The 20,979-nt window shown below is 73.5% G+C and carries 20 protein-coding genes and 1 tRNA gene; 13 read left to right on the top strand and 8 right to left on the bottom strand.

Annotated features, from left to right (window positions below; genetic code table 11):
- Positions 1-40: 40 nt before the first annotated feature.
- Complete coding sequence (locus VMV22_05475; GenBank protein HUY21771.1) at positions 41-1,813, bottom strand: copper resistance protein CopC; 1,773 nt, start codon at positions 1,811-1,813, stop codon at positions 41-43.
- 197 nt (positions 1,814-2,010) lie between these two features.
- Here VMV22_05475 and VMV22_05470 point away from each other — a divergent pair, with 197 nt between their 5' ends.
- Entirely contained in the window at positions 2,011-3,168 is a 1,158-nt protein-coding gene (locus VMV22_05470) for a hypothetical protein (GenBank protein HUY21770.1), read from the top strand.
- 57 nt (positions 3,169-3,225) lie between these two features.
- On the opposite strand, the gene VMV22_05465 is transcribed toward VMV22_05470, so the two are convergent.
- Both VMV22_05465 and VMV22_05460 read right to left on the bottom strand, forming a co-directional pair.
- Positions 3,226-3,789, bottom strand: coding sequence for a hypothetical protein (locus tag VMV22_05465; protein HUY21769.1), 564 nt, complete (start codon positions 3,787-3,789; stop codon positions 3,226-3,228).
- 59 nt (positions 3,790-3,848) lie between these two features.
- Entirely contained in the window at positions 3,849-4,622 is a 774-nt protein-coding gene (locus VMV22_05460) for an NAD-dependent deacylase (GenBank protein ID HUY21768.1), read from the bottom strand.
- Positions 4,623-4,685: 63 nt separating this feature from the next.
- On the opposite strand from VMV22_05460, the gene VMV22_05455 reads away from it, so the two are divergent.
- The 3 genes from VMV22_05455 to VMV22_05445 all read left to right on the top strand — a co-directional run bounded on the left by VMV22_05455 (position 4,686) and on the right by VMV22_05445 (position 8,862).
- Positions 4,686-6,020 (top strand): MFS transporter, encoded by a 1,335-nt coding sequence (locus VMV22_05455; GenBank protein ID HUY21767.1) that lies wholly within the window; start codon positions 4,686-4,688, stop codon positions 6,018-6,020.
- The gene (locus VMV22_05450) at positions 6,017-7,372 is read left to right on the top strand and encodes a class I adenylate-forming enzyme family protein (GenBank protein HUY21766.1); all 1,356 of its coding nucleotides are present in this window, start codon (positions 6,017-6,019) and stop codon (positions 7,370-7,372) included. The genes VMV22_05455 and VMV22_05450 overlap by 4 nt, the downstream gene beginning before the upstream one ends.
- Positions 7,373-7,497: 125 nt before the next feature.
- A complete protein-coding gene (locus VMV22_05445) occupies positions 7,498-8,862 on the top strand; it encodes an aldehyde dehydrogenase family protein (protein HUY21765.1) in 1,365 nt (454 codons plus the stop codon).
- Positions 8,863-8,893: 31 nt separating this feature from the next.
- On the opposite strand, the gene VMV22_05440 is transcribed toward VMV22_05445, so the two are convergent.
- From VMV22_05440 to VMV22_05430, 3 genes are all read right to left on the bottom strand, one after another.
- Positions 8,894-9,442: a MarR family transcriptional regulator gene (locus VMV22_05440; protein HUY21764.1), complete on the bottom strand. Its 549-nt coding sequence runs from the start codon at positions 9,440-9,442 to the stop codon at positions 8,894-8,896.
- A gap of 63 nt (positions 9,443-9,505) precedes the next feature.
- A complete protein-coding gene (locus VMV22_05435; protein HUY21763.1) occupies positions 9,506-10,183 on the bottom strand; it encodes a bifunctional precorrin-2 dehydrogenase/sirohydrochlorin ferrochelatase in 678 nt (225 codons plus the stop codon).
- Between the two features lie 97 nt (positions 10,184-10,280).
- Positions 10,281-10,577 (bottom strand): hypothetical protein, encoded by a 297-nt coding sequence (locus VMV22_05430; protein ID HUY21762.1) that lies wholly within the window; start codon positions 10,575-10,577, stop codon positions 10,281-10,283.
- Positions 10,578-10,768: 191 nt separating this feature from the next.
- Here VMV22_05430 and VMV22_05425 point away from each other — a divergent pair, with 191 nt between their 5' ends.
- The 8 genes from VMV22_05425 to VMV22_05390 all read left to right on the top strand — a co-directional run bounded on the left by VMV22_05425 (position 10,769) and on the right by VMV22_05390 (position 18,119).
- Positions 10,769-11,443, top strand: a complete 675-nt coding sequence (locus VMV22_05425; GenBank protein HUY21761.1) for a phosphoadenylyl-sulfate reductase — start codon at positions 10,769-10,771, stop codon at positions 11,441-11,443.
- Positions 11,443-13,197, top strand: a complete 1,755-nt coding sequence (locus VMV22_05420; GenBank protein HUY21760.1) for a hypothetical protein — start codon at positions 11,443-11,445, stop codon at positions 13,195-13,197. Before VMV22_05425 ends, VMV22_05420 begins: the two co-directional genes overlap by 1 nt.
- Positions 13,194-14,459 (top strand): Coenzyme F420 hydrogenase/dehydrogenase, beta subunit C-terminal domain, encoded by a 1,266-nt coding sequence (locus VMV22_05415; GenBank protein ID HUY21759.1) that lies wholly within the window; start codon positions 13,194-13,196, stop codon positions 14,457-14,459. The genes VMV22_05420 and VMV22_05415 overlap by 4 nt, the downstream gene beginning before the upstream one ends.
- Before the next feature lie 40 nt (positions 14,460-14,499).
- On the top strand, positions 14,500-14,820 hold the full coding sequence (locus VMV22_05410; protein ID HUY21758.1) for a hypothetical protein: 321 nt from the start codon (positions 14,500-14,502) through the stop codon (positions 14,818-14,820).
- 57 nt (positions 14,821-14,877) lie between these two features.
- Positions 14,878-15,723: an ATP-binding cassette domain-containing protein gene (locus VMV22_05405; GenBank protein HUY21757.1), complete on the top strand. Its 846-nt coding sequence runs from the start codon at positions 14,878-14,880 to the stop codon at positions 15,721-15,723.
- Between the two features lie 102 nt (positions 15,724-15,825).
- Positions 15,826-16,458: a hypothetical protein gene (locus VMV22_05400; protein ID HUY21756.1), complete on the top strand. Its 633-nt coding sequence runs from the start codon at positions 15,826-15,828 to the stop codon at positions 16,456-16,458.
- Positions 16,459-16,470: 12 nt separating this feature from the next.
- Entirely contained in the window at positions 16,471-17,130 is a 660-nt protein-coding gene (locus VMV22_05395; GenBank protein ID HUY21755.1) for a hypothetical protein, read from the top strand.
- On the top strand, positions 17,127-18,119 hold the full coding sequence (locus VMV22_05390) for an alanine racemase (protein HUY21754.1): 993 nt from the start codon (positions 17,127-17,129) through the stop codon (positions 18,117-18,119). Before VMV22_05395 ends, VMV22_05390 begins: the two co-directional genes overlap by 4 nt.
- A gap of 35 nt (positions 18,120-18,154) precedes the next feature.
- On the opposite strand, the gene egtD is transcribed toward VMV22_05390, so the two are convergent.
- Positions 18,155-19,135, bottom strand: coding sequence for an L-histidine N(alpha)-methyltransferase (gene egtD / locus VMV22_05385; GenBank protein HUY21753.1), 981 nt, complete (start codon positions 19,133-19,135; stop codon positions 18,155-18,157).
- Between the two features lie 7 nt (positions 19,136-19,142).
- Positions 19,143-20,393, bottom strand: a complete 1,251-nt coding sequence (gene egtB, locus VMV22_05380; protein HUY21752.1) for an ergothioneine biosynthesis protein EgtB — start codon at positions 20,391-20,393, stop codon at positions 19,143-19,145.
- Positions 20,394-20,740: 347 nt separating this feature from the next.
- Here egtB and VMV22_05375 point away from each other — a divergent pair.
- Positions 20,741-20,816 (top strand) — tRNA-Ala (locus tag VMV22_05375).
- Positions 20,817-20,979: the final 163 nt, after the last annotated feature.

Below are 20,979 nucleotides of genomic sequence, written 5' to 3'. Positions count from 1 at the left end.
TCCGGGGAGGCGCCGTCTGTCGTCGGTCCCCGGCGCCATGTCAGTGGACCGGCAGTGACGCCGACACGGCCTGTTCGTCGATCGCCGAGGTGCGCACGGTGAGCGTCAGGGTCCAGTTCCCCGCCAGTGGGATGTCCACGCCCGATGCACGGTAGTGCCCGGGGCCCGACACCACGACGCGCAGCGCCAGGGGGCCGAGGTGCTGTGCCGGCAGGCTGATGGAGGCGTCGAGCTCGGGGATGGCCACGGGCTGCCCGAGGCGCCCGAGCACGTAGAAGTGGAATTGGTTGCCCGGGCCCACACGTGCCGGGTCCACGATGGCGTTCACCTGGACGCCGAGCACGTCGAAGGTGTCGGAGAAGGGCTGGGCCGCGGCCTGCTTGGCCGGGGCGGCGTTGACCAGGAGCGCGGTGACGCCGAGCACGACGAGCCCTATGGCGAGCTCGGCCCCCACCGACCGCCGCAGCAGGTGGCTCGCCGGCGCCGGCTTCGAGGTCCCGGCGCGGTGGACGGCGCGCCGGCTGAGCGCGCCCCCGACGACGAGGAGGGCGACCACGGCCACCTTGACCATGAGCGTCCGGCCGTAGGTGGTGTGGGTCAACGCGTAGATGCTCCCCACCTCGCGGATGGACTGCACCACGCCCGTGGCCACCACGGCGACCACCGCGCCGAACGCGTAGGCGGAGAACCTGCGCGCCACCGGCCACACCTCGTTCTGCCCCTGCCCCCGCGCCGCCAGCGACAGGGTGAACAGCAGCGCGAGCCCACCCAGCCACACCGAGGCCGCCGCCACGTGCACGACGTCGAGTGCCTCGCCGGCGACGGCGTTGCCCCCGGTGGTGGCGTGCCCGGCCAGGCCGGGCGTGGCCAGGAGCGCGCCACCCAGCACCGCCGCGCCGCCGAGCGCCCATGCCGCCGGGCGTCGCCGGTTCTCCAGGGAGCGCAGCGTCGCCGGGAGCACGGGCGCGAACGCCAGCAGCAGCACGAGCCGCAGGAGCTCGACCTCGCCGAAACGGGTATGGAGCACCTCGTCGAACAGTGAGGGCCGCAGCGCGTCGGTGAGCGGGAGCCCGGCGGCGTAGACGCCCTGCGCGGCGATCCCGGCGACCGTGCTCACGAACAGGACCGCCCACGATCCCCACAGCAGGGCGCCCACCCGCCGACGGCCGGCGCCCTCCGGCTGGAGCGCCAATGCCACCGCGGTGACGCCGACGACGAGGACGAGCGCGCCGAACGCCACGAGGCGCACGAGCCAGAACGCCACGCCGACCGCCGTGTTCCCCGAGGCGGTGCTCAGGGCCCGGGCCACGGCGTCGGCCCTGTGGGCACCCCCGGCGTCGCCCACGCTGAAGACGAAGGCGCCGTGGACCGGGTGTGAGTCGGCGGAGATCACCCGCCACGCCACGACGTAGGTGCCCCGGCCGAGGTGGGCGGGGAGCGCGATGGCGACGGCGTGGTCGTCGCCACCGGGGTGCACCGTCCCGCCCTCGTCGACCCGGTTGCCGTCCGGCCCGATGACACGGATGGACCCGAAGTCGATCTCGACCGGCTCGCCGAAACGGAGGACGACCTGGCGCGGCGGGACGAGGAGCACCGCCGACTGGTTCGGCTGCGTCGACTCCAACTGTGCATGGGCGCTCGCCGGGCCGGCGAGCGCCAGCGCGGCGACGACGCCGAGGACCGCTCCCCAAACCGCGCGGCGCCGGGTCCGTCCGGTGCGCCCGGTCCGTCCGGTGCGCCCGGTCCCCGGGGGCCGCCCGTGCGCCGCGTCCGAGAGGCCGTCGGGCACCCGGCGCCCGAGGAATCCTGCCATCGTCCTCCTTCCACCCGGGTCGCCGGCCGGGGGAGCTGTCATTATCGGCGCAGCCGGCGTTCCGGACCGGTCATGGCGCCTGCGCTCTGCGCCTGCGCCCTGCGCCCTGCGCCTGCGCAGACAGCGACCCATGCCCTGCCAGCAGCGGGTTCGGTGACGACGGCCGGTCCGGAGGTGGATCGGCTACCGTTCCGCCTGTGAACCCTCGTCGGATCGCGGTCGTGGCCGGTGCCCTGGCGATCGTGGTCGGTGCCGTCGTCGCCGTGAGCCTGTCGGCCGGCGCGTCGTCGACCACCCCCAAGAAGACCGCCGCCACGACCGGGACACCGCCCACGACGACGATCAGCCTGCAGTCGCCGACGTCGTACACGCCGAGCGCTCCTGCGGGAGGAACGGACGACTACCACTGCACGCTGGTCGACCCCCACGTCACGACCGACGCGACCATCGTGTCGAGCCAGTTCTTCCCGGAGAGCCCCGAGGTCCACCACGCCATCCTCTTCCTCGTCCCGCCCGACCTCGCCCAGCAGGCGGACGTCGCAGACCACCTCGGCCAGGGTTGGACGTGCTTCGGCGAGTCCCCGCTCCCGGGCACCTCGTTCGTGCAGGTCTCCAATACGCCGTGGCTGAGCGCATGGGCCCCCGGGCACGGCCTCGACACCGTCCCGAAGGGGACGGGCGTGCCCTTCCCGGCCGGGAGCCTCGTGATCATGCAGATCCACTACAACCTGCTCGTCGGGGACAACCCGGTGCGCAGCAAGCTGGTGCTGCACACGGTGCCCGCGTCCACCAACCTGACGCCGCTGCACCTGGACCTCCTCCCGGCCGCGCCGGACATCCCGTGCCCGGCGGGCGTGACCGGCCCGCTGTGCGACCGGGCAGCCTCGCTCGTCGACCTCGGCCAGCGCTTCGGGGCGTCGCAGGTCCAGTTCGTGAACTTCCTGGAGCAGTTCTGCCGAGGCGCGGCCGCCGCCGATCCGCCGGGTGGGGACACGACCTCGTGTACCTGGCCCGCCCCGAGTGGGACGATCGTCCGGCTGACCGCCCACATGCACCTGCTCGGGCGGGGGATGAAGATCGTGCTCGATCCGGGGACCCCCGATGCGAAGACGCTGCTCGACGTGACCAACTACAACTTCGACTACCAGCGCTCGTACAACCTCGCCACGCCGGTGACGACCAAGCACGGCGACACGATCCAGGTGACGTGCACGTACGACCCGAAGCTCCGCCAGGAGCTCCCGCAGCTGCGCAGGCTCCCGCCGCGCTACGTCACCTGGGGGGACGGCTCGTCGGACGAGATGTGCCTCGCCCTGGTGAACTACATCTCCACGTCGAACGCCCCGTCGCTCTGACCCCACGCGGGTGCGGCGGCCCCCGTCGCCCGGGAGCGCCGGGGGCGCCGGGAGCGGTCACGCCCCGGTCCAGCACCCCAAGATGACGTCGGACACGGTCACGGCGATGTCGGCCGCGCTGGTCGGCGGCACACCGAATTGTGCCGGGAGCCCCGAGACGTCGACCAGGAGGACCTTGTAGTCCTTGCGCACCACGGCCGAGCCGTTCGTCGTCGTGAAGGCTCCCTGCCCCAGGCCGCTCAACGACCCGGTGTCACCCAGCCGGGCACCGAGCCCTCGATAGTACGCGGTGGTCTGCGCCCGGTTCGACAGCTCCTTGACCGACAACGTGATGACGCCGTCGGCGTACACGTACCGGCACGAGTACACGTGGTCCACCCACGTCGGGGTGATCGGGGCCACGGTGGACACACCCAGCGCGCCGGCCAGTTCGCGCTGGGCCCCGGGCGCGCACACCATGCGGGCCGACGTGGAGGGGTTGGGGCCGGCCGGCACGGCCACGTGCACGGTGGTGCCGGTGCGCACGCCGGTGGGTGCGGTGCTGCCGCACGCACCGGCGACGAGCGGGGCCAGCACGCCGACCGTGCCGAGCGCGACCATCAGCGGCGACCGACGACGCATCACCGGGACAGTAGCGGGCCGGCGGTGCCCCCCGGCTTCGCCCGGCGGGGGCGCCGGCCTCAGCCCCCCACGATGGCAGGAAGCGCGTCGCTGATCGGGCCGCGTACCACGGACGCCGCCACGACGTCGTACTCGGTCGGCTCGGCGTTGACGATGACGATGGGGGCGCCCGCCGTGCGCGCCGTGGGAACGAGGCCGGCCGCGGGGTAGACCGACAGGCTCGACCCCACCGCCAGCAGCAGGTCGCAGGTGCGGGCGGCCTCGTCGGCCCGGGCCATGTCCTCGGGAACGAGGCTCTGGCCGAAGCTGATGGTCGCCGACTTCAGGATCCCGCCACACGTCTCGGTGCCCACCGCCGCCGCGCATGCCGGGTCGTCCTCGCCGGCCCGCACGCGCTCGAGCACCGCCGGCATCGGCAGGCGGGTGCCGCAGGCCATGCACACCGCCTCCCGCATCGTCCCGTGGATCTCCACGACCCGTGCCGGGTCGCTCCCCGCCACCTGGTGGAGGCCGTCGATGTTCTGCGTGACGAGCGTGTGCAGCACCCCACGACGCTCGAGCGCGACGAGCGAACGGTGCCCGGCGTTGGGCTGCGCCGTCCATGTCGGTGACTCCAGCCGGTTTCGCCACGCCCGTCGCCTGACCTCGGGGTCGGCCAGGTACGTCTGCAGCGTCGCCAACTTCTCGGCCGCAGGGTCCTTGGTCCAGACGCCGTTCGGGCCCCGGAAGTCCGGGATGCCCGAGTCGGTGGAGATGCCGGCCCCCGTGAGCACGACCACCCGCCGGGCCGCGTCGACCAGCTGCCGCGCCCGCTCGATCTGGTCGACGCCCATCGCCGCGAGTCTCGCGCCGCCGGCGCCGGGGCGGTGAAGCGGCGGCGGTAGCCTCGGAGGACCGTGCTGACGTCGCTGCGGCCCTTGCGCTCCCGCAACTTCGCCCTGGTGTGGGCATCCGCCCTCGTGTCGAACGTCGGCTCGTGGATGCAGACGGTCGCGCTCGGGGTGGTCGTGACCACCCGGTCGCACAACCCACTGTGGACGGGGGCCGTGGCTGCCGCTGCCTTCATCCCCATGGGACTGCTCGCCCCCGTCGGCGGGGCGCTCGCCGACCGGCTCGACCGGCGGCGCTGGCTGATCACGACGACGGTGGCGGAGTCAGGGTTCGCGGCCCTGCTGGCCGTCCTGGCCGCCACCGGGCACGCGCCGTCCTGGGTCCTGCTCGTCGTGGCCTTCCTCGGCGGTGTCGCCGGTTCGGTCGGGTTCCCGACGTACCAGGCGATGATCCCCGACCTGGTCCCGGCGAACGACCTGCTCGGCGCCGTCTCGCTGTCGTCGGCCCAGTTCAACCTGGGGCGGGTGATCGGGCCCGTGCTGGCGGGCGTCGTGCTCTACGCGGGCTCGGCGGCGTGGGCCTTCGCCGTGAACGCCGTGTCGTTCGGCGCCGTGGTGGTGGCACTGGCGTTCGTCCGGCTCCCGCCGCGGACGCCGGTGCCGTCCGACCGGGAGACGATCCTGCGCCGGATCGTCGCCGGGGCTCGTATCGCCGCGGCCGAGCCCGGGTGCCGCAGCGCCATCATCCTCATCGGCATCGTCGCCCTGATCGGCTCGCCCTTCATCGCCCTCGTCCCGGCGGTGGCGATCACGGCCCTCGACCGGGGGAAGTTCGGGACCTCGGTCCTCCTCACCGCACAGGGCGTCGGGGCCGTCAGCGGCGCCCTCGTGCTGGCCTCGCTCGTGCAGGCCTTCGGTCGCCGCCTCCTCGTCGGCGCCCTGGGGGCGTTCCCGCTGGCGCTCGTGGCCTACGGGCTGGCTCCCTCACTGTGGCCCTCGGCACTGGCGATCCTGGTCGTGGGGTTCTGCTACATCGGCGTGCTCACCGGGCTCAACACCGTCGTGCAGCGGCGTGCGCCTGCGCAGGCGCGTGGCCGGGTGCTCGGCCTCTACATGATGGCGCTGGGGGTGATCTACCCGATCGGCGCGGTCGTCCAGGGCGCCATCGCCCACGAGGTCGGGATCCGCGCCGTGACGGTCGCCTCGGGCGTGGCCCTCTTCGCCGTCATGGTCGTCATCGGCATCTTCCGCGGTCGCCTCTTCGGTGCGCTCGGCGACCCGGCGCCGACCACCACCACCGACGCGTCGGCCGGGGGCGCCGGCCCTGGGCCCGCGCGCTCCGGCGGGGCCGGCGCCGACGTCGTCGTGCCGGTGGGCCCGACCGCCCCCATCGCGCCATGAGCGGCGGGATGCCCGGGACCGGCGTCCTCGAGCCCGGGCCGGCCGAGGAGTCCCAGCGGCGCGTGGGCGGGGCGTTCGAGGCGGCCGGGCTCGGGCCCGGGGACCGGGTCGTGTTCTGCCTGCCGTCGTCGGCGGACATGTTGTTGTGCGTCCTGGCGGCGGCGCGTCGGGGGATCGTCCCGGTGCTGCTCAACGCCACCCTCCTCCCGGCCGAGCGCGACGCCCTGGTGGCGGACGCCGACCCCGGTCTCGTCGTGACCGAGCCGTCGGGCCTGACGCCGCTGTTGGCGGGCCCGGCCGCCGAGCTGGCGCCGTACCCCCTCGTGCGCCCGATGCACTACACGTCGGGCACGACGGGCCGGCCGAAGGGGGTGTGGTCGGGGGTGCTCGACGCCGACGACGCGCAGGCACTGTTCGAGGACGAAGCCCGGCAGTGGGGTTTCGACGCCGGCGACACCCATCTGGTGTGCTCGCCGCTCTATCACTCCGTGTCCGTGCGCCTGGCCGCCGCCGCCCTCCTCCGGGGCGGACGCGTCGTGGTGATGCCGCATTTCGACGCCGGCGCCGTGGTGGCCGCCCTCGACCATTTCGCGCCGACGACGACGTTCATGGCCCCCACCGCCCTGCAGCGCGTGGTGAGCCTGCCCGCCGGCCCGGCGCGCTTCGGATCGCTGCGGCTCCTGGTGCACGCCGGATCGCCGTGCCCCGCGCCCGTGAAGCGCGCCGCGCTCGACCGGGTGCGGCCCGGGGCGTTGTGGGAGTTCTACGGTTCCACCGAGGGCCAGTTCACGGTGTGCGCCCCCGAGGAGTGGCTGCAGCGGCCCGGGACCGTCGGCCGGGCCCGGCCCGGGCGACGCCTCGAGGTCGACCAGGACGGCGTGGTGTGGTGCCACGCACCGCGGTTCGCTCGTTTCGAATACTGGCGCGACCCGCGGGCCACCGCCCTGGCCTGGCGCGGCGACGCCTTCACCGTGGGCGATCTGGGCCGTGTCGACGCCGACGGCTACCTGTTCCTGGAGGGTCGCCGCGACGACCTCGTGATCACCGGTGGCGTCAACGTGTACCCGGTCGAGGTCGAGGCCGCGCTCGCCGAGATCCCCGGCGTCATCGAGGTCGCCGTGTTCGGGGTGGGCGACGACGAGTGGGGGGAGCGGGTCTGCGCGGCGGTGGTGGGCGACGTCGACGAGCACGCCCTGCGGCGGCAGGCCGAGCAGCGCCTGGCGCCCTACAAGCGGCCGAAGGCCTACTTCGTGGTGGGAGAGCTCCCGCACACCGCCACCGGGAAGTTGCGCCGCCGCGCCCTGCCGTCCGCCTTGGGCCTCGAGTCCGACGGCCCGGGCCCCGGGGGTTGACCCCGTTTCGTCTCGCCACCGACCCGGCCCGGCCCGACCCGGCCGGGCCGGGCGGCGCCGTGCTGCCATGGGACGGGCAGGCGGGCCGGCGTGACCGGGGCCGGCGACTGGGCGATGATCGTGGCATGCCGATCGCCACCGTCAACCCGACCACGGGCGAGACCGACAAGGTCTTCGAGCCGCACTCCGACGACGAGGTCGAGGCCCGGCTGGCGGCGGCCGAGACGGCGTTCGCGACGTACCGCACGACGCCGCTCGAGGAGCGCGCCCACCTGGCGCGCGGGGCCGCCGACCTGCTCGAGGGCGAGGTCCCCGACATCGCCCGCACCCTGACCATGGAGATGGGCAAGACCTTCGCCTCGGCCAAGGGCGAGGTCGCCAAGTGTGCAGGGGCGCTGCGGTGGTTCGCCGAGCACGCCGCCGGCCTGCTCGCCGACGAGCCCGTGCCCACGTCGGCCGGCGAGAGCCGGGTGCACTACGGGCCCATGGGCCCCGTGCTGGCGGTCATGCCGTGGAACTTCCCGATGTGGCAGGTGATGCGCTTCGCCGCGCCCGGCCTCATGGCCGGGAACGTCGGGCTCCTCAAGCACGCCTCCAACGTCCCCCAGACGGCCCTGCTCATCGAGGACGTGTTCCGGCGGGCCGGTTACCGGCCGGGGGTGTTCCAGACGCTGCTCGTGGAGTCGGGCCGCGTGGAGGCGCTGATCGGCGACGACCGGGTCCGGGCCGTGACCCTCACCGGGTCCGAAGGCGCCGGCCGTTCGGTGGCCGCGGCCGCCGGGCGCGCTCTCAAGAAGTCGGTGCTCGAGCTGGGCGGCAGCGACGCCTTCGTCGTGATGCCGTCGGCCGACCTCGAGCGCGCCGTGGCCGTGGGTGTCCAGGCGAGGATCCAGAACAACGGGCAGAGCTGCATCGCCGCCAAGCGCTTCGTCGTGCACCGCGACGTCTACGAGTCCTTCGAGGAGCGCTTCGTGCGCGCCATGGACGGCCTGACCGTGGGTGACCCCATGGACCAGGGGACCGACGTCGGCCCGCTGGCGACGGCGCAGGGTCGGACGGACGTGCACGAGCAGGTGGAGGACGCGCGGTCCAAAGGTGCCGCCGTCCTGTGCGGGGGCCGGGTGGCGGACGGTCCGGGGTTCTTCTATCCCCCGACGGTGATCGCCGGGATCACGCCGGCCATGCGCGTCGCCACGGAGGAGGTTTTCGGGCCGGTGGCGCTGCTGCACCGGGCGGACGACGCGGCCGACGCCCTGCGGCGCGCCAACGACAGCTCGTTCGGGCTGGGGGCGAGCGTCTGGACGCAGGATGCCGACGAGCGCCGCTCGTTCGTCGACGGCCTCGACGTGGGCATGGTGTTCGTGAACGCCATGGTGGCGTCGACACCCGAGCTGCCCTTCGGGGGGACGAAGCGCTCAGGGTTCGGCCGGGAGCTCTCCGCCCTGGGGATCAGGGAGTTCTGCGAGGCGAAGACGGTCTGGGTGGCGTAGCCACAACCGGACGGGCGTGTTCCTGCCCGGGCTAGTACCAGCCCGGGCCCCAGTGGAGCTCGGGTGCCTCACCCGCCGCCGCCGCCAGGAGGGTGAGTGAGCTCACGAGCTGCCGGCGCAGCGGCACGGGGATGGCGCCGAGGAGGTCGCCGACCTCGGCCCGGCGGCGGTGGACGACGTCGGCGACGACGGCCCGGCCCGCCGTCGTGATGGCCAGCTTGACCTCGCGCCGGTCGAGCTCGTCGCGCGTGCGGGACACCAGCTCCTTGCGCACGAGGCGGTCGCACATGCGCGTGGCGGTCGACGGGCTCACGCTGAGCGCCTCGGCCAGGTCGGCGAGCCGCCTGGGCCCGCCGTAGGCCAGCACGACCAACGTGCGGTACTGCGGCAACGTGACGTCGTCGGGGTTCCCCGCCAGGGACCGCACGGCGATGCCGACCATGGCCCGGCTGGCGCGGATGATCGCCTCGGTGACCTCTTCGTCGTTGGGGACGCCGACCGACGACCGGTCGGGGTCGGGTCGCGGTGTCGCCGGGCGCCGTGTCGGACGTGCCGCCGCGGCCGTGTCCGTTGGACTCACGGGCAGAGTATTGCCCATCGGCGCCCTGCACGCTCGGGCGACTGCCCGCCCGGCGCGACGGCGCTACGACGGGGGTGACGCGCGGTCGCCGAGGAAGGCGTCGAGCACGGCGCGCGCCTCGGCGGCGCGCCCGTCGCGGACCAGTGCGGGGAGCGGCCCGTCGAGGACGGACCGCCAGTCGATCGCCTCGGTGGACCCGCCCCGTTCGTGGACCCGCCGCCGCCCCTCCTCGAGGAGCGCCGCCAGCTCCCCGAGCCCCGGCCCGAGCGCGTCGACGACGCGGTCGCGCAGCCACCCGGCGAGTGCCGGGCTCGCACCGCCGGTCGAGACCGAGACGGTCACGGGCCCGTCACGTGCCACGGCGGGGAGCACGACGGTGCACCGGGTGGCGTCGTCGGCCACGTTGACCCACACGCCGGCACCGGTGGCGTCGCGGTAGACGGCGTCGTCCACCCGCGCGTCGCCGGTGGCGGCGACCACCAGGCGGTAGCCGGCGGCTTCCCCGGGCTGGTAGGGGCGCAGCCGGACGTCGAGCGGGGGCTCGTCGATGGCGGCGATCGCCCCGGAGCCGGCGAGCGCCCCGATGGCCTCGTGCACCTCGGGTGCCACCATCGTCACGGCCGCGCCGCAGGCCAGCAGGCCCTCGATCTTGCGGGCGGCCACGTGCCCGCCCCCGACGACGAGGCACGGCTGTCCCTTCACCACCAGGCCGACCGGGTAGATCGGCGCTCCGACGCCCACCGTCACCTCCGGGGCGCGGTGGCCAGGACCGGTGCTCCCCCCGTGCCCGCGGCGACCGTCGCGTCCGTGAGCTCGTCGATCACCACGAAGCTCGCCGTCACCCGGTGGCCGTGGCAGGGATCGGGAAGGTCCGGAGGTGCTCGCCGGTCCTGACGCGCCCGGGGTGGAGGTGCCACAGCTCCGGGTGCTGGTGGCGCGGGTCCCACTGGCCGAACGGGTCGCGAAGGGACAGAATTCGTTTCTTGGCCCGCGCCGTGTCCACGTCCCGTCGTGCACCCCCGATGGAGGCGTCGAAGCCGTGTACGGCGACGGCGTCGGGCAGTGTCGTGCCCCGGGGCAGGTCCCGGCAGGCGCCCGGCCGGCGAGTCTCGGGGGCGTCGATCGTCGTGGTCATGCCGGTCGCTCCCGCCGCCCAGGGTCCCCCCGGGGGTACTCCCGAAAAGGGATAAAATCCGATCTGATTAGTCATATATAGTGGCGCCAGACCGACCGGACAAGTCGTGGCCCGTCGCCGGCCCCGGGGTGAGCCCCCGGGGAGAGCGGCCGCCGTCGCGGCCGCGGGAGGCTCGGACAGGAGGGCGGACCGTGGGCGCAGGCGTGGGGGCGGAATTCGATGTCGTCGAGCTCGCCGCCCGTGCCGCGCAGTTCGAGTCGGCGCCCGCCGGCAAGGTCATCAGCTGGGCGATGGAGCGGTTCGACGGCGACGTCAGCCTGGCCTGCTCGTTCCAGGACTGCGTCATCGTCGACGTCGTGGTCCGCGTGGCCCCCACGGTCGAGGTGGTCTTCCTGGACACCGGGTTCCACTTCCCCGAGACGCTGGCGTTCGTGGAAGAGGTCCGGACGCGCTACGACCTGAACCTCCGCATCATGACCCCGGGGCCCGAGGCTGGGGCGTGGCCGTGCGGGACCGATCGCTGCTGCGAGCTGCGCAAGGTCGAGCCCCTCAACCGGGCGCTCGCGGGCAGGGGCGCGTGGATCACCGGGCTGAAGCGCTCCGACGCCCCCACCCGCGCCGAGGCCCCCATCGTGGCGTGGGACCCGGTCCGGTCCATCGTGAAGGTGAACCCCCTCGCCACGTGGACCGATGCCGACATCGCCAATTACGAGGCGGACCACGGCCTGCCCGTGCATCCCCTGATGACGCAGGGCTACCTGTCGATCGGCTGCGCGCCCACCACGCGCCCGGTCGCGCCCGGCGAAGACCCTCGCGCCGGCCGTTGGTGGGGCACGGGCAAGACGGAGTGCGGGCTCCACGAGTGATGGCGCGAGACCGGGACAACCCGCTGGGAGTCGAGATCCGCGGGCACGGGCGCGGCCTGCGCTTCGTGCACCCGTACCGCACGGTGGGGGAGCTGAACCAGGTCGAGCGCTGGAAGCTGGAGCGCCACCCCCTCGACGTCGCCGACGCCGTCATCTCCCGCTACGCCAAGGAGGGCCCGGGGGCCATCGCCGAGGTGGCCGGCGAGATGGAGCGCCTCAAGTGGGTCGGGCTCTACCCCCAGAAGCAGGGGGGTGACGCCTTCATGCTGCGCGTCAAGGTCCCCGGCGGCGTCCTCACCGCCGAGCAGACGCGTGAGATCGGCGTGGTGGCGGACGCCTTCGGCGAAGGTCCCGAGGACAGCGCCATGTTCGGCAACCGCTACGCGGACATCACCACCCGCCAGGACATCCAGATCCACTGGATCCGGATCGCGGACGTGCCGCGCATCTGGGAGCGCTTCGCGGCGGTGGGCCTGACGACGGTGCAGGCGTGCGGGGACTCGGCTCGCAATGTCCTGTGCTGCCCGGTGTCGGGCGTCGACGCCGACGAGGTCGTCGACGCGCTGGCGATCGCCCGGGCCATCTCCGACTTCTTCACCGGCAACCGCGAGTACGCCAACCTGCCGCGCAAATTCAAGATGAGCGTGACGGGGTGCCGCGAGGACTGCGCCCAGGCCGAGATCAATGACATCGGGCTGTGGCCGGCGCGGGCCGCCGACGGGAGCCTCGGGTTCAACCTCCTGGTCGGCGGGGGCCTCTCCGACGGCGAGCGCATGGCCTCGGACATCGACGTGTTCGTGCGGCCCGAACAGGCGATCGAGGTCACCCGGGCCATCGCCCAGCTCTTCGGCGAGCTCGGCAACCGCGAGAACCGCGGGCTCGCCCGGATGCGCTACCTGGTCCAGGAGCTCGGGCCCGAGCAGTTCCGTGCCGAGCTGGCGGCGCGTGCCCGGTTCGCCCTCGTTCCCGCGGGCGAGGAGCTCACCACCCGCTACCGCGGCGACCATGTGGGCGTCCACCCCCAGCGCGACGCCGGGCTGCGGTACGTGGGGTGCTCGGTGCCCGTCGGCCGGATGTCGGGCATCGAGCTGGTCGAGGCGGCCCGATTGGCGCGGACCTACGGCGACGGGACCCTCCGCCTCGGGACGGACCAGAACTTCGTGCTCACCGGCGTCCCCGCCGACAGGGTCGACGACCTCCTCGGCGAGGAGCTGCTCGCCAAGTACTCGCCGTTCCCCGGGCCATTCGAACGGGGCGTGGTGGCATGCACCGGCAGCGAGTTCTGCCGGTTCGCCGTGGTGGAGACCAAGGAGCGCGCCGTGACCTGGGCGCGCTGGCTCGACACCCAGCTGGCCGGCGATCCTGCCGACGCGACCGCGGGGTCGCGGCGAGCGGACGCCGGCATCATCCGCATGCACTTCTCGGGCTGCTCGGCGTCGTGCGCCCAGCCCCAGATCGCCGACATCGGGTTCCGGGGTGACACCGCGCACGTCGAGGAGCGGATCGTGGAAGCCGTCGACATCGGGATGGGTGGATCGCTCGGCCCGGACGCGGCATTCATCGACTGGGTGGACAACGCCCGCCCCGTCGACGACGTCCCCGACGCCCTCCTGCGCGTGGTCCGCCGCTACCGCAGCGAGCACCGCGCCGGGGAGCCCTTCTACAACTGGGCACGGCGGACACCGAACGAGGAGCTGGCGGCCACCCTGGCCGGGCTCGAGACGATCGACGTGCACGTGGGGACGGACCGGTGAAGGGCTTCGGCATCCGCAACGACATGAACGGCGTCGCCGAGCCGCCCGGCAAGACGTGGTTCTGGGAGCTCGAAGCCGGTGTCATCTTCGCCGACCGGTGCATCCGGTGCGGGACGTGCGTGGCCGTGTGCCCGTCGAATTCCATCGGCGTGGGAAAGGACACCGGCCTGCCCGAGCTCGTGAAGATGTGCACCGGGTGCTCGCTGTGCTGGGACTTCTGTCCGCGCGGCGGCCTGCGCTACGAGGCGTTGTGGCCGCCGTCGACGACCGAGGCCGGCGCCGACGAGGCGCCTGTCGTGGTCAGGTCGGACTCGGCCGACACGTACTGGAAGCTGACCGGGGGCCCGCCCGGCGACGGCCTCGGTGCGGTCACCGGCCGCTACGCGGTGCGCGCCGGCGCCCCGGCCGACGACGTCCAGGACGGTGGTGTCGTGACCGCCATGCTCCTGGCGCTCCTCGCCGGTGGGGACATCGACGGGGCGCTGGTGTCGCGCCCCAGCGACGACCCCGACGAGCCCTGGAAGGGGATCGCCACGGTGGCCACCACGGCCAAGGAGATCGCCGCCGCCGCCGGCAGCTTCTACAACCAGACGATGGCCCTGGCCGAGCTCGACCTCAGCACGTACGACCTGCCTCCGAAGGCGCGGCTGGCCGTCGTGGGCACGCCCTGCGAGATCCAGGGGATCCGCGCCATGCAGGCGCGGCGCTGGCCGACCGGGGCCCACCGGATCGACGCCGTGGCCCTGACCATCGCGCTCCTGTGCACGAAGAGCTTCGACTACGAGGCGCTCATGCTGCGCGAGCTGCGTGACAAGCGGGGTCTCGACCTCGACCGCGTCAGCAAGGTCGACGTCATTCACGGGCGCATGATGGTCGAATACCGCGACGGGACCGTGGCGGTGGACGAGCCGGTCAAGGACTTCCACGGGGCGGCCCTGAAAGGCTGCGACGAGTGCGCCGACTTCCTCGGCCGCGGCGCTGACATCTCGGTCGGGAGCGTGGGCTCGCTGGCCGGATGGTCGAGCGTGCTCGTCCGCACCGACACGGGGCGCCTGGCCTTCGACCGGGCGCGCGGGCGCCTCGACGTCCGGGACCTCGACGACCCCGACGCCCTGGTGCGGCTCGACAACCTCGACAAGCGGGTCGCCGAGCGGACGCTGCAGCGGAAACTCGACCCCGACGCGCCACTGTTCATCGACTATGCCGAGCATCTCGGGAACTACGGCGGGACCGATCGCGCTCCGGTCGTGCGTGACCGGTGAGCCGGTGACAGGCGACCGGTGAGCCGGTGACAGGCGACCGATGAACGTCGTGGAGCCGATCGAGGGCGTGCGCCTCGACCACCCTGCCGAGCCCACCCGGATGCGGGTGGAGCTGCGCGACGCCCTGCTGACCGGCGCCGACTGGCGCGTGGGGTTCACCGACGACGTCTGCATCGGCGTCTGGATGTGGGAACGATGGCGCCCCGCCCTCGAGCCCGTGGGCATGGACCGCGAGGCCTTCGTGGACGTGGTCATCGGGTACCGCCGCGAGCTGTGGCTGTGGTTGATGGGCGAGCGGGGGTGGGACCAGGTGGTCACCGGCCTGGCCGGCCGGGTGGCGAGGCGCCTGCCCGCAGCCTGAGCGGTCGTCGGCGTGGCCGGATGGCGCCGCCGGGGCCGCTCGTCGGAGACTGACGCCGTGACCGACGCCACCGCCGCCGTGACCGACGCCACCGCCGCCGAGCCGCGTGTCGTCGCGCTGCGCGGTGTGGCCGTCGTCCGCGACGGCCGGGCCATTCTGGAGGGGATCGACTGGGAGGTGCGGCCGTCGGAGCGCTGGGCCGTGCTCGGCCCCAACGGGTCGGGCAAGACCACACTGCTGCACGTGGCGGGGATGCGCCTCCTGCCCACCCGGGGGACCGTCGAGGTGCTGGGTGCCCGCTACGGGCGGACCGATGCCCGGGCTGTGCGCACCCGGGTCGTGCTCGTCAGCCAGGCCATGTTGCGCAGCCTGCGGCCCACCCTCAGCGCCCACGACGTCGTGCTGACCGGTCGGTACGCCGCGCTCGAGCCGTGGTGGCACCGCTACGGTCCCGACGACCACGAGCGCGCCGACGCCCTGCTCGCCGACGGCGGCCTCGGACGCAGCTCGGCCCAGGAGTTCGGCGTGCTGTCCGAGGGCGAGCGCCAGCGGGTCCTCCTGGCCCGGGCGCTCATGGGGGAGCCGGAGCTGCTGCTCCTCGACGAGCCCGCCGCCGGGCTCGACCTGGGCGCCCGGGAGCGGCTGGTCGCGCAGCTGGCGGCCCTGGCCGCCGATCCCGCCACGGCGCCGATGGTCCTCGTGACCCACCACGTCGAGGAGATCCCGCCCGGAACGACGCACGTGGCGTTGCTGCGCGCCGGTCGCATCGTGCACGCCGGCACGGCGGCCGACGTCCTGACGTCCGATGCCGTGTCGGACTGCTTCGACGTGCCGGTGCGCGTCGAGCGCGCCGGCGACCGGTGGTCCGCACGCGCGGGGGCGGGCGGCACCGGCTGGCGTTGACCGCACGCGCCGTTACGCGCGCGGACGGTCCCGGACCATCCACCAGCCGTGACGCGCGGGCCGGTATCGTCATCGACATCGGAAGGTAGATCGAGGGGTTCGTTGACGATCGTGGTCCTCCTGATCCTCGTCGTGGTGTGGGCGGCGGTACTCGGGCCGAGTCTTCTCCGGCGCCGGGTCGACCGACGGTCGGGCGACTCGATCGGTGCCTTCCACCGGCAGTTGCGGGTGCTCGAGCGGGCCGGGCCCACCCTCGTCGACCCCGCGTTCCGGCTCACGACGGCCCTGCCCGACGGCGCACCGCGCGCGGTGCTCCCCGCGGCCCCGCCCCGGCCCGGGCTGATCCTCGTCCGGCCGGACGCGCCGGCGATGTCGCCACGGACGGCCGCAGGCGCCGCGGCTGGACGTTTCCCGGCTGCGGGCTCCACCGACGGGGTCCCCGCCGTCGCGGCCCGGCAGGACCCCTACTTCCGCCCCGGGGCCTGCAAGCGCCGGCGCGACGTCGTGCTCTGCCTCGTGAGCGCCGTGCTCGGTTCCGCGCTGCTGGGTGCCATCCCGGCGCTACGGCCCATGCTCTTGGTGACGGCGTTCGCCGGGGTGGCGGCCGGCCTGTACGTGGGGCTGCTCGTGCGCCTCCGTCACCGCGCCGACGAGCGCGCTGCCAAGCTGCGGTACCTCCCGCCGCCGGTGGTCCACGAGCCCACGCTGGTCGTCCGACGCAGCGCGGCGCGCTGACCGCCCGCTGACGTGGCGCCCGAGGCGCGCACCGCCGATCTCGCACGGCTCGGCGACGAGGCCCGCAACCAGCTCGAGGCGGCGCACCGGAGTCGCGAGGAGGCCCTCGCCCGGTGCCGCGAGACCATCCGCGCCTGCGGCCTCGCCATCAGGGCCGTGCACCGCCTGCGACCCGAGGAGGCCGAGGACCGCGTGGTGGCGGCGGAGGGGAGCCTGCGACGTGCCCAGCAGGCCCTCGGCCCGTTCCCGCGGCTGGCGGCGGCGGGGTTCCTGCACGACGCCGAGAAGGAATTCGCCGAGGCGCGCCTGACGTCCGCGCTGATCGGCGCCGAGGCGCTCCCCGGGCACGAGGAGCTCGACGTCGGGCTGGCCGCCTGGCTCAACGGCCTGGCGGAGGCGGCCTCGGAGCTCCGGCGCCACCTGCTCGACCGCCTCCGGGCGGGGGAGACGGCCCGCGCCGAGGAGCTGCTCGGGGCCATGGAGGACGTCTACGACATGCTCGTCACCATCGAGTACCCCGACGCCATCACCGGCGGGCTGCGGCGGGCGACCGACGCCCTGCGCGCCGTCGTCGAGCGTAGCCGTGCCGACGTGACCACCACCGTGCTCCAGTCGGGGCTGCAGCGGGCCATCGAGGCGTACCTGGGCCCGGGCGGCACGCCGCGACGGTGAGGGTCGGCGACCTCACGACCCCGGCGTTGCTCGTCGACGCCGGCCTGCTCGAGCACAACCTGGCCACCATGGCCGCCGCCCTCCCCGGCGCCCGGTTGCGGCCCCACGTCAAGGCGCACAAGTGCACCGCGCTGGCGGCCCGGCAGGCGGCACACGGGCACGTCTCCTTTACGTGCGCCACCACGGCGGAGGCCGACGGGTTGGCGCGCGCCGGGTTGGGCGGCGACGTGCTCCTCGCCAACGAGGTGGTGGACGTCGGGCGGCTCCGGGCCCTCGCCCGCACGGGGGCGCGGGTGACCGTGGCCGTCGACTCCGCCGAGACCATCACCGCGGCCTCGGCCGCCGGTGTCGGCGAGGTCGTGATCGACGTCAACGTCGGGCTGCCGCGCTGCGGGTGCGCTCCCGACGCCGCCGGGCGGCTGGCGGACACCGCCCGGGCCGCCGGCCTGGTGGTGCGCGGGGTGATGGGCTACGAGGGCCACGTCGTCGGCCTCGAGGACCGGGCGCAGCGGGTGGCGATGGTGGAGGAGGCCATGGCGCTGCTCCTCCGGGCCCACCAGGACGTGGGCGGCGAGCTGGTGTCCGCCGGCGGGACCGGGACCTACGACATCAACCGCGGTGCCACCGAGATCCAGGCGGGCTCGTACGCGCTGATGGACGGCGCCTACGACCGGCTGGGCCTTCCCTTCCGCCCGGCCCTGACCGTGCTGGCCACCGTGGTCTCCGTGTCACCGTCATGGGCGGTGGCCGACTGCGGGGTGAAGGCGCTCGGCATGGACCACGGGAACCCGTCGATCGAGGGGTCGGCGGTGTGGTTCTGCTCCGACGAGCACGTCACGTTCGCTCCCGGCACGGCGCTGTCGGTGGGCGATCGCGTGCGGGTCGTCCCCGCCCACGTCGACCCGACCGTGGCGTACCACGAGCGCATGTTCCTGGTCGACGGGGACGACGTGCTCGAGGCCTGGCCGGTGGATCTCCGGGGCTGGTGAGTGCGGCGGCGTGAGTACCGCCCGGCAGGCGAGGGTCAGCAGTACGGCCGGGCCAGGGTCAGCAGGAACTCGCCGCCGGGGGCCTCCCACATGGCGTCGACCAGGAACCCCGCCGCATAGAGCTCGTCCTCCACGCCCTGGCGGGTGAACTTGGCGCTGATCTCGGTGAGGAGGTCCTCGCCGGCGGCGAACGACACCTCCATGGCGAGGTCGGCGATGGTGACGACCTGCTCCGAGGTGGAGCGGAGGCGCATCTCGATCCAGCGCTCCTCGTCGTTCCACTCGGCGACATGTTCGAACGCGTCCGGGTCGAACGACGCGTGCAGCTCGCGGTTCAGCACGTGGAGCACGTTGCGGTTGAACGCGGCGGTGACCCCGGCGGCGTCGTCGTAGGCGGCAAGGAGCCGGGAGCGCTCCTTCACCAGGTCCGTGCCGAGCAGCAGCCTGTCCCCGTGCGTCAGCGTGCAGTCGAGGTCGAACAGGAACCGTCGCCGCTGCTCGGGCGTGAGGTTCCCGATGGTGCTCCCGAGGAACGCCACGAGCCGGCGCCCTTCGCTCGGGACCCGGTCGACGTGGAGGTGGAAGTCCCCGACCACGGCATGGACGAAGAGCCCGGGGTACTCGTCGGCCAGTGCGGTGGCGGCCGCCCACAGGGTGCCGTCGCTGACGTCGAGCGGGACGTACCGGCGCAGCCCGCCGGCGCCCTCCATGGCGTCGAGCAGGAGGCGTGACTTGTCGCAGGTCCCCGCCCCGAGCTCCACCAGCGTGTCCGCTCCCGCCAGGGCGGCGATCTCGGCCGCGTGGTCCTGGAGCAGCCGGCGCTCGGCCCGCGTCAGGTAGTACTCGGGGAGCCGGGTGATCTCGTCGAAGAGCATGCTGCCGCGATCGTCGTAGAACCACACGGGGGGGAGCCACTTGCGCTCGGACGTCAGGCCGTTGCGCACGTCGCGCTCGAGCGAGGCGCGCAGGTCGTCGGCGCTCAGGTGGACGTCCATGGCCGGGGCGGTGGGGGACACGAGCGCCTCAGCCGTCGCGGGCGAGCCGCAGCCCGGCGAAGGGCCACCGCGCCGACGGGGGGAAGAAGTTCCGGTACGTGGTGCGGATGTGGTCCCACGGTGTCACGCAGCAGCCCCCGCGCAGGACGTACTGGTTCACCATGAACTTCCCGTTGTACTCACCGACGGCGCCCTTGGCCGGCCGGAACCCGGGGTAGGGGCTGTACGCGCTGGACGTCCATTGCCAGACGTCGCCGAACAGTGACGGACCGCCCGTGGGCCGGGGGTGCAGGACCGAGCGGTCGAGGAAGTTCCCCTCGGGCGCGTGGCGCGACGCCACGACCTCCCACTCGGCCTCGGTCGGCAGGCGCCCACCGGCCCAGCGGGCGAAGGCGTCCGCCTCGTAGTAACTGACGTGGCACACGGGCTCGGCCGGGTCGACGAGCTGGGGCCCGCCCAGGGTGAAGAGCCACCAGTCGTCCACCACGCGGAACCAGTACAGCGGGGCATCCCACCCCTCCGCCTGTGCGGTGGCCCACCCGTCGGAGAGCCACAGGTCGGGCCGGTGGTACCCGTCGTCGTCCATGAACGCGAGCCACTCGCCGCACGTGATCGGCCGGTCGGCCAGCGCGAACGGCTGCAGGTGGGTCGTGTGGCGGGGGAATTCGTTGTCGAAGCCGAACCCGTCACCGGTGTGGCCGACGTCGGTCAGCCCACCGGGGTGCTCGATCCACGCCGCGGGCCGTGCCGAGCGCGGTGGCCCGACGGTGACCGTGGCGTAGGCGGGCTGGAGGGGGTTGCACGAGAGCACGTGCTTGATGTCCATGAGGAGCAGTTCCTGGTGCTGCTGCTCGTGATGGAGCCCGAGGTCGACGAGGTCGTCGACCTCGGGGGCACGGTCCTCGCCCAGCAGGTGCGCCATGGCCTCGTCGACATGGGCGCGGTACTCGGCGACCTCGGCCACCCCCGGCCGCGACACGACCCCGCGACGTGGACGCGGGTAGCGCGCCCCCACACCCTCGTAATAGGAGTTGAACAGGTAGGCGTAGGCGGGGTGGAATGGTCGGTAGTCGTGCAGCTGCGGCTCGAGCAGGAAGGTCTCGAAGAACCACGACGTGTGGGCGCGATGCCATTTGGTCGGGCTGACGTCGGGCATCGACTGCACCGTCTGGTCCTCGGGGCTCAGAGGGCCCGCCAACTCCTCCGTCACGTCGCGGACCTGCCGGTACCGGGCCGCCAGCCCGGCACGCTGCTGCTCTGTGGTGATCAGGTCGGCCATCGGCTCTCCGGGTGGTGTGGTGCCCAGCGTAGGTGGCGGGTGTCGCACCGGCAGCCGTCGTGGAGGGTGCGACGCGGTCTGCCTCATCCTCCCCCATCCCTCCCCGTAGCGGGCCGCGGCTACCGACGGCAGGGAAAGGTGCAGGTCGGAGGTGGATCGCGGTTCCGGACCCAGGTGGCGCCCGGCCGCGGTTGGCTGCCGTCTTTCTCTGTTCGAGATGAACCCGGGAGTCAGGCGTTTCGGCTGCCGCCCGCCTCGAGGCGAAGGCGTCTGGGTTGTTGCGGAATCGGGCACATGATCAGGGGAAACACTCGGTCAATGCCCGGCGCTATTCTGATTCTCCCCTCGGGGGTGTAGCTCAGCTGGTAGAGCGCTACGTTCGCAACGTAGAAGTCGGCGGTTCGAGTCCGCTCACCTCCACCATATGGTCTTCACTGAAGGCTGCTCCCATCTTCACATAAGGGTGTGTTGTTCTCATGCAAGGCCGGACCCCGGGTCCTCGATCGGTCGGTGAGGTCCAGGTGTGGGCCTCGACTCCAGGCGTCACGATCGGATTCTCGGATGAGCGAGGATTGAAGCGCGTCGA

The sequence above is a fragment of the Acidimicrobiales bacterium genome, assembly GCA_035531755.1.
GTDB lineage: Bacteria > Actinomycetota > Acidimicrobiia > Acidimicrobiales > UBA8190 > DATKSK01.
Note: the sequence above shows the minus strand (reverse complement) of the source record. Positions and strands in the feature narration are given on the sequence as shown.

Excerpts from the sequence above, each read along its gene's own strand:
- VMV22_05460 (HUY21768.1), bottom strand. The coding sequence starts at position 4,622 with ATGGGCGTCGACCAGATCGAGCGGGCGCGGCAGCTGGTCGACGCGGCC.
- VMV22_05430 (HUY21762.1), bottom strand. The coding sequence starts at position 10,577 with ATGACCACGACGATCGACGCCCCCGAGACTCGCCGGCCGGGCGCCTGC.
- VMV22_05475 (HUY21771.1), bottom strand. The coding sequence starts at position 1,813 with ATGGCAGGATTCCTCGGGCGCCGGGTGCCCGACGGCCTCTCGGACGCG.
- VMV22_05445 (HUY21765.1), top strand. The coding sequence starts at position 7,498 with ATGCCGATCGCCACCGTCAACCCGACCACGGGCGAGACCGACAAGGTC.
- VMV22_05420 (HUY21760.1), top strand. The coding sequence starts at position 11,443 with ATGGCGCGAGACCGGGACAACCCGCTGGGAGTCGAGATCCGCGGGCAC.
- VMV22_05410 (HUY21758.1), top strand. The coding sequence starts at position 14,500 with ATGAACGTCGTGGAGCCGATCGAGGGCGTGCGCCTCGACCACCCTGCC.
- egtB (HUY21752.1), bottom strand. The coding sequence starts at position 20,393 with ATGGCCGACCTGATCACCACAGAGCAGCAGCGTGCCGGGCTGGCGGCC.
- VMV22_05465 (HUY21769.1), bottom strand. The coding sequence starts at position 3,789 with ATGCGTCGTCGGTCGCCGCTGATGGTCGCGCTCGGCACGGTCGGCGTG.
- VMV22_05450 (HUY21766.1), top strand. The coding sequence starts at position 6,017 with ATGAGCGGCGGGATGCCCGGGACCGGCGTCCTCGAGCCCGGGCCGGCC.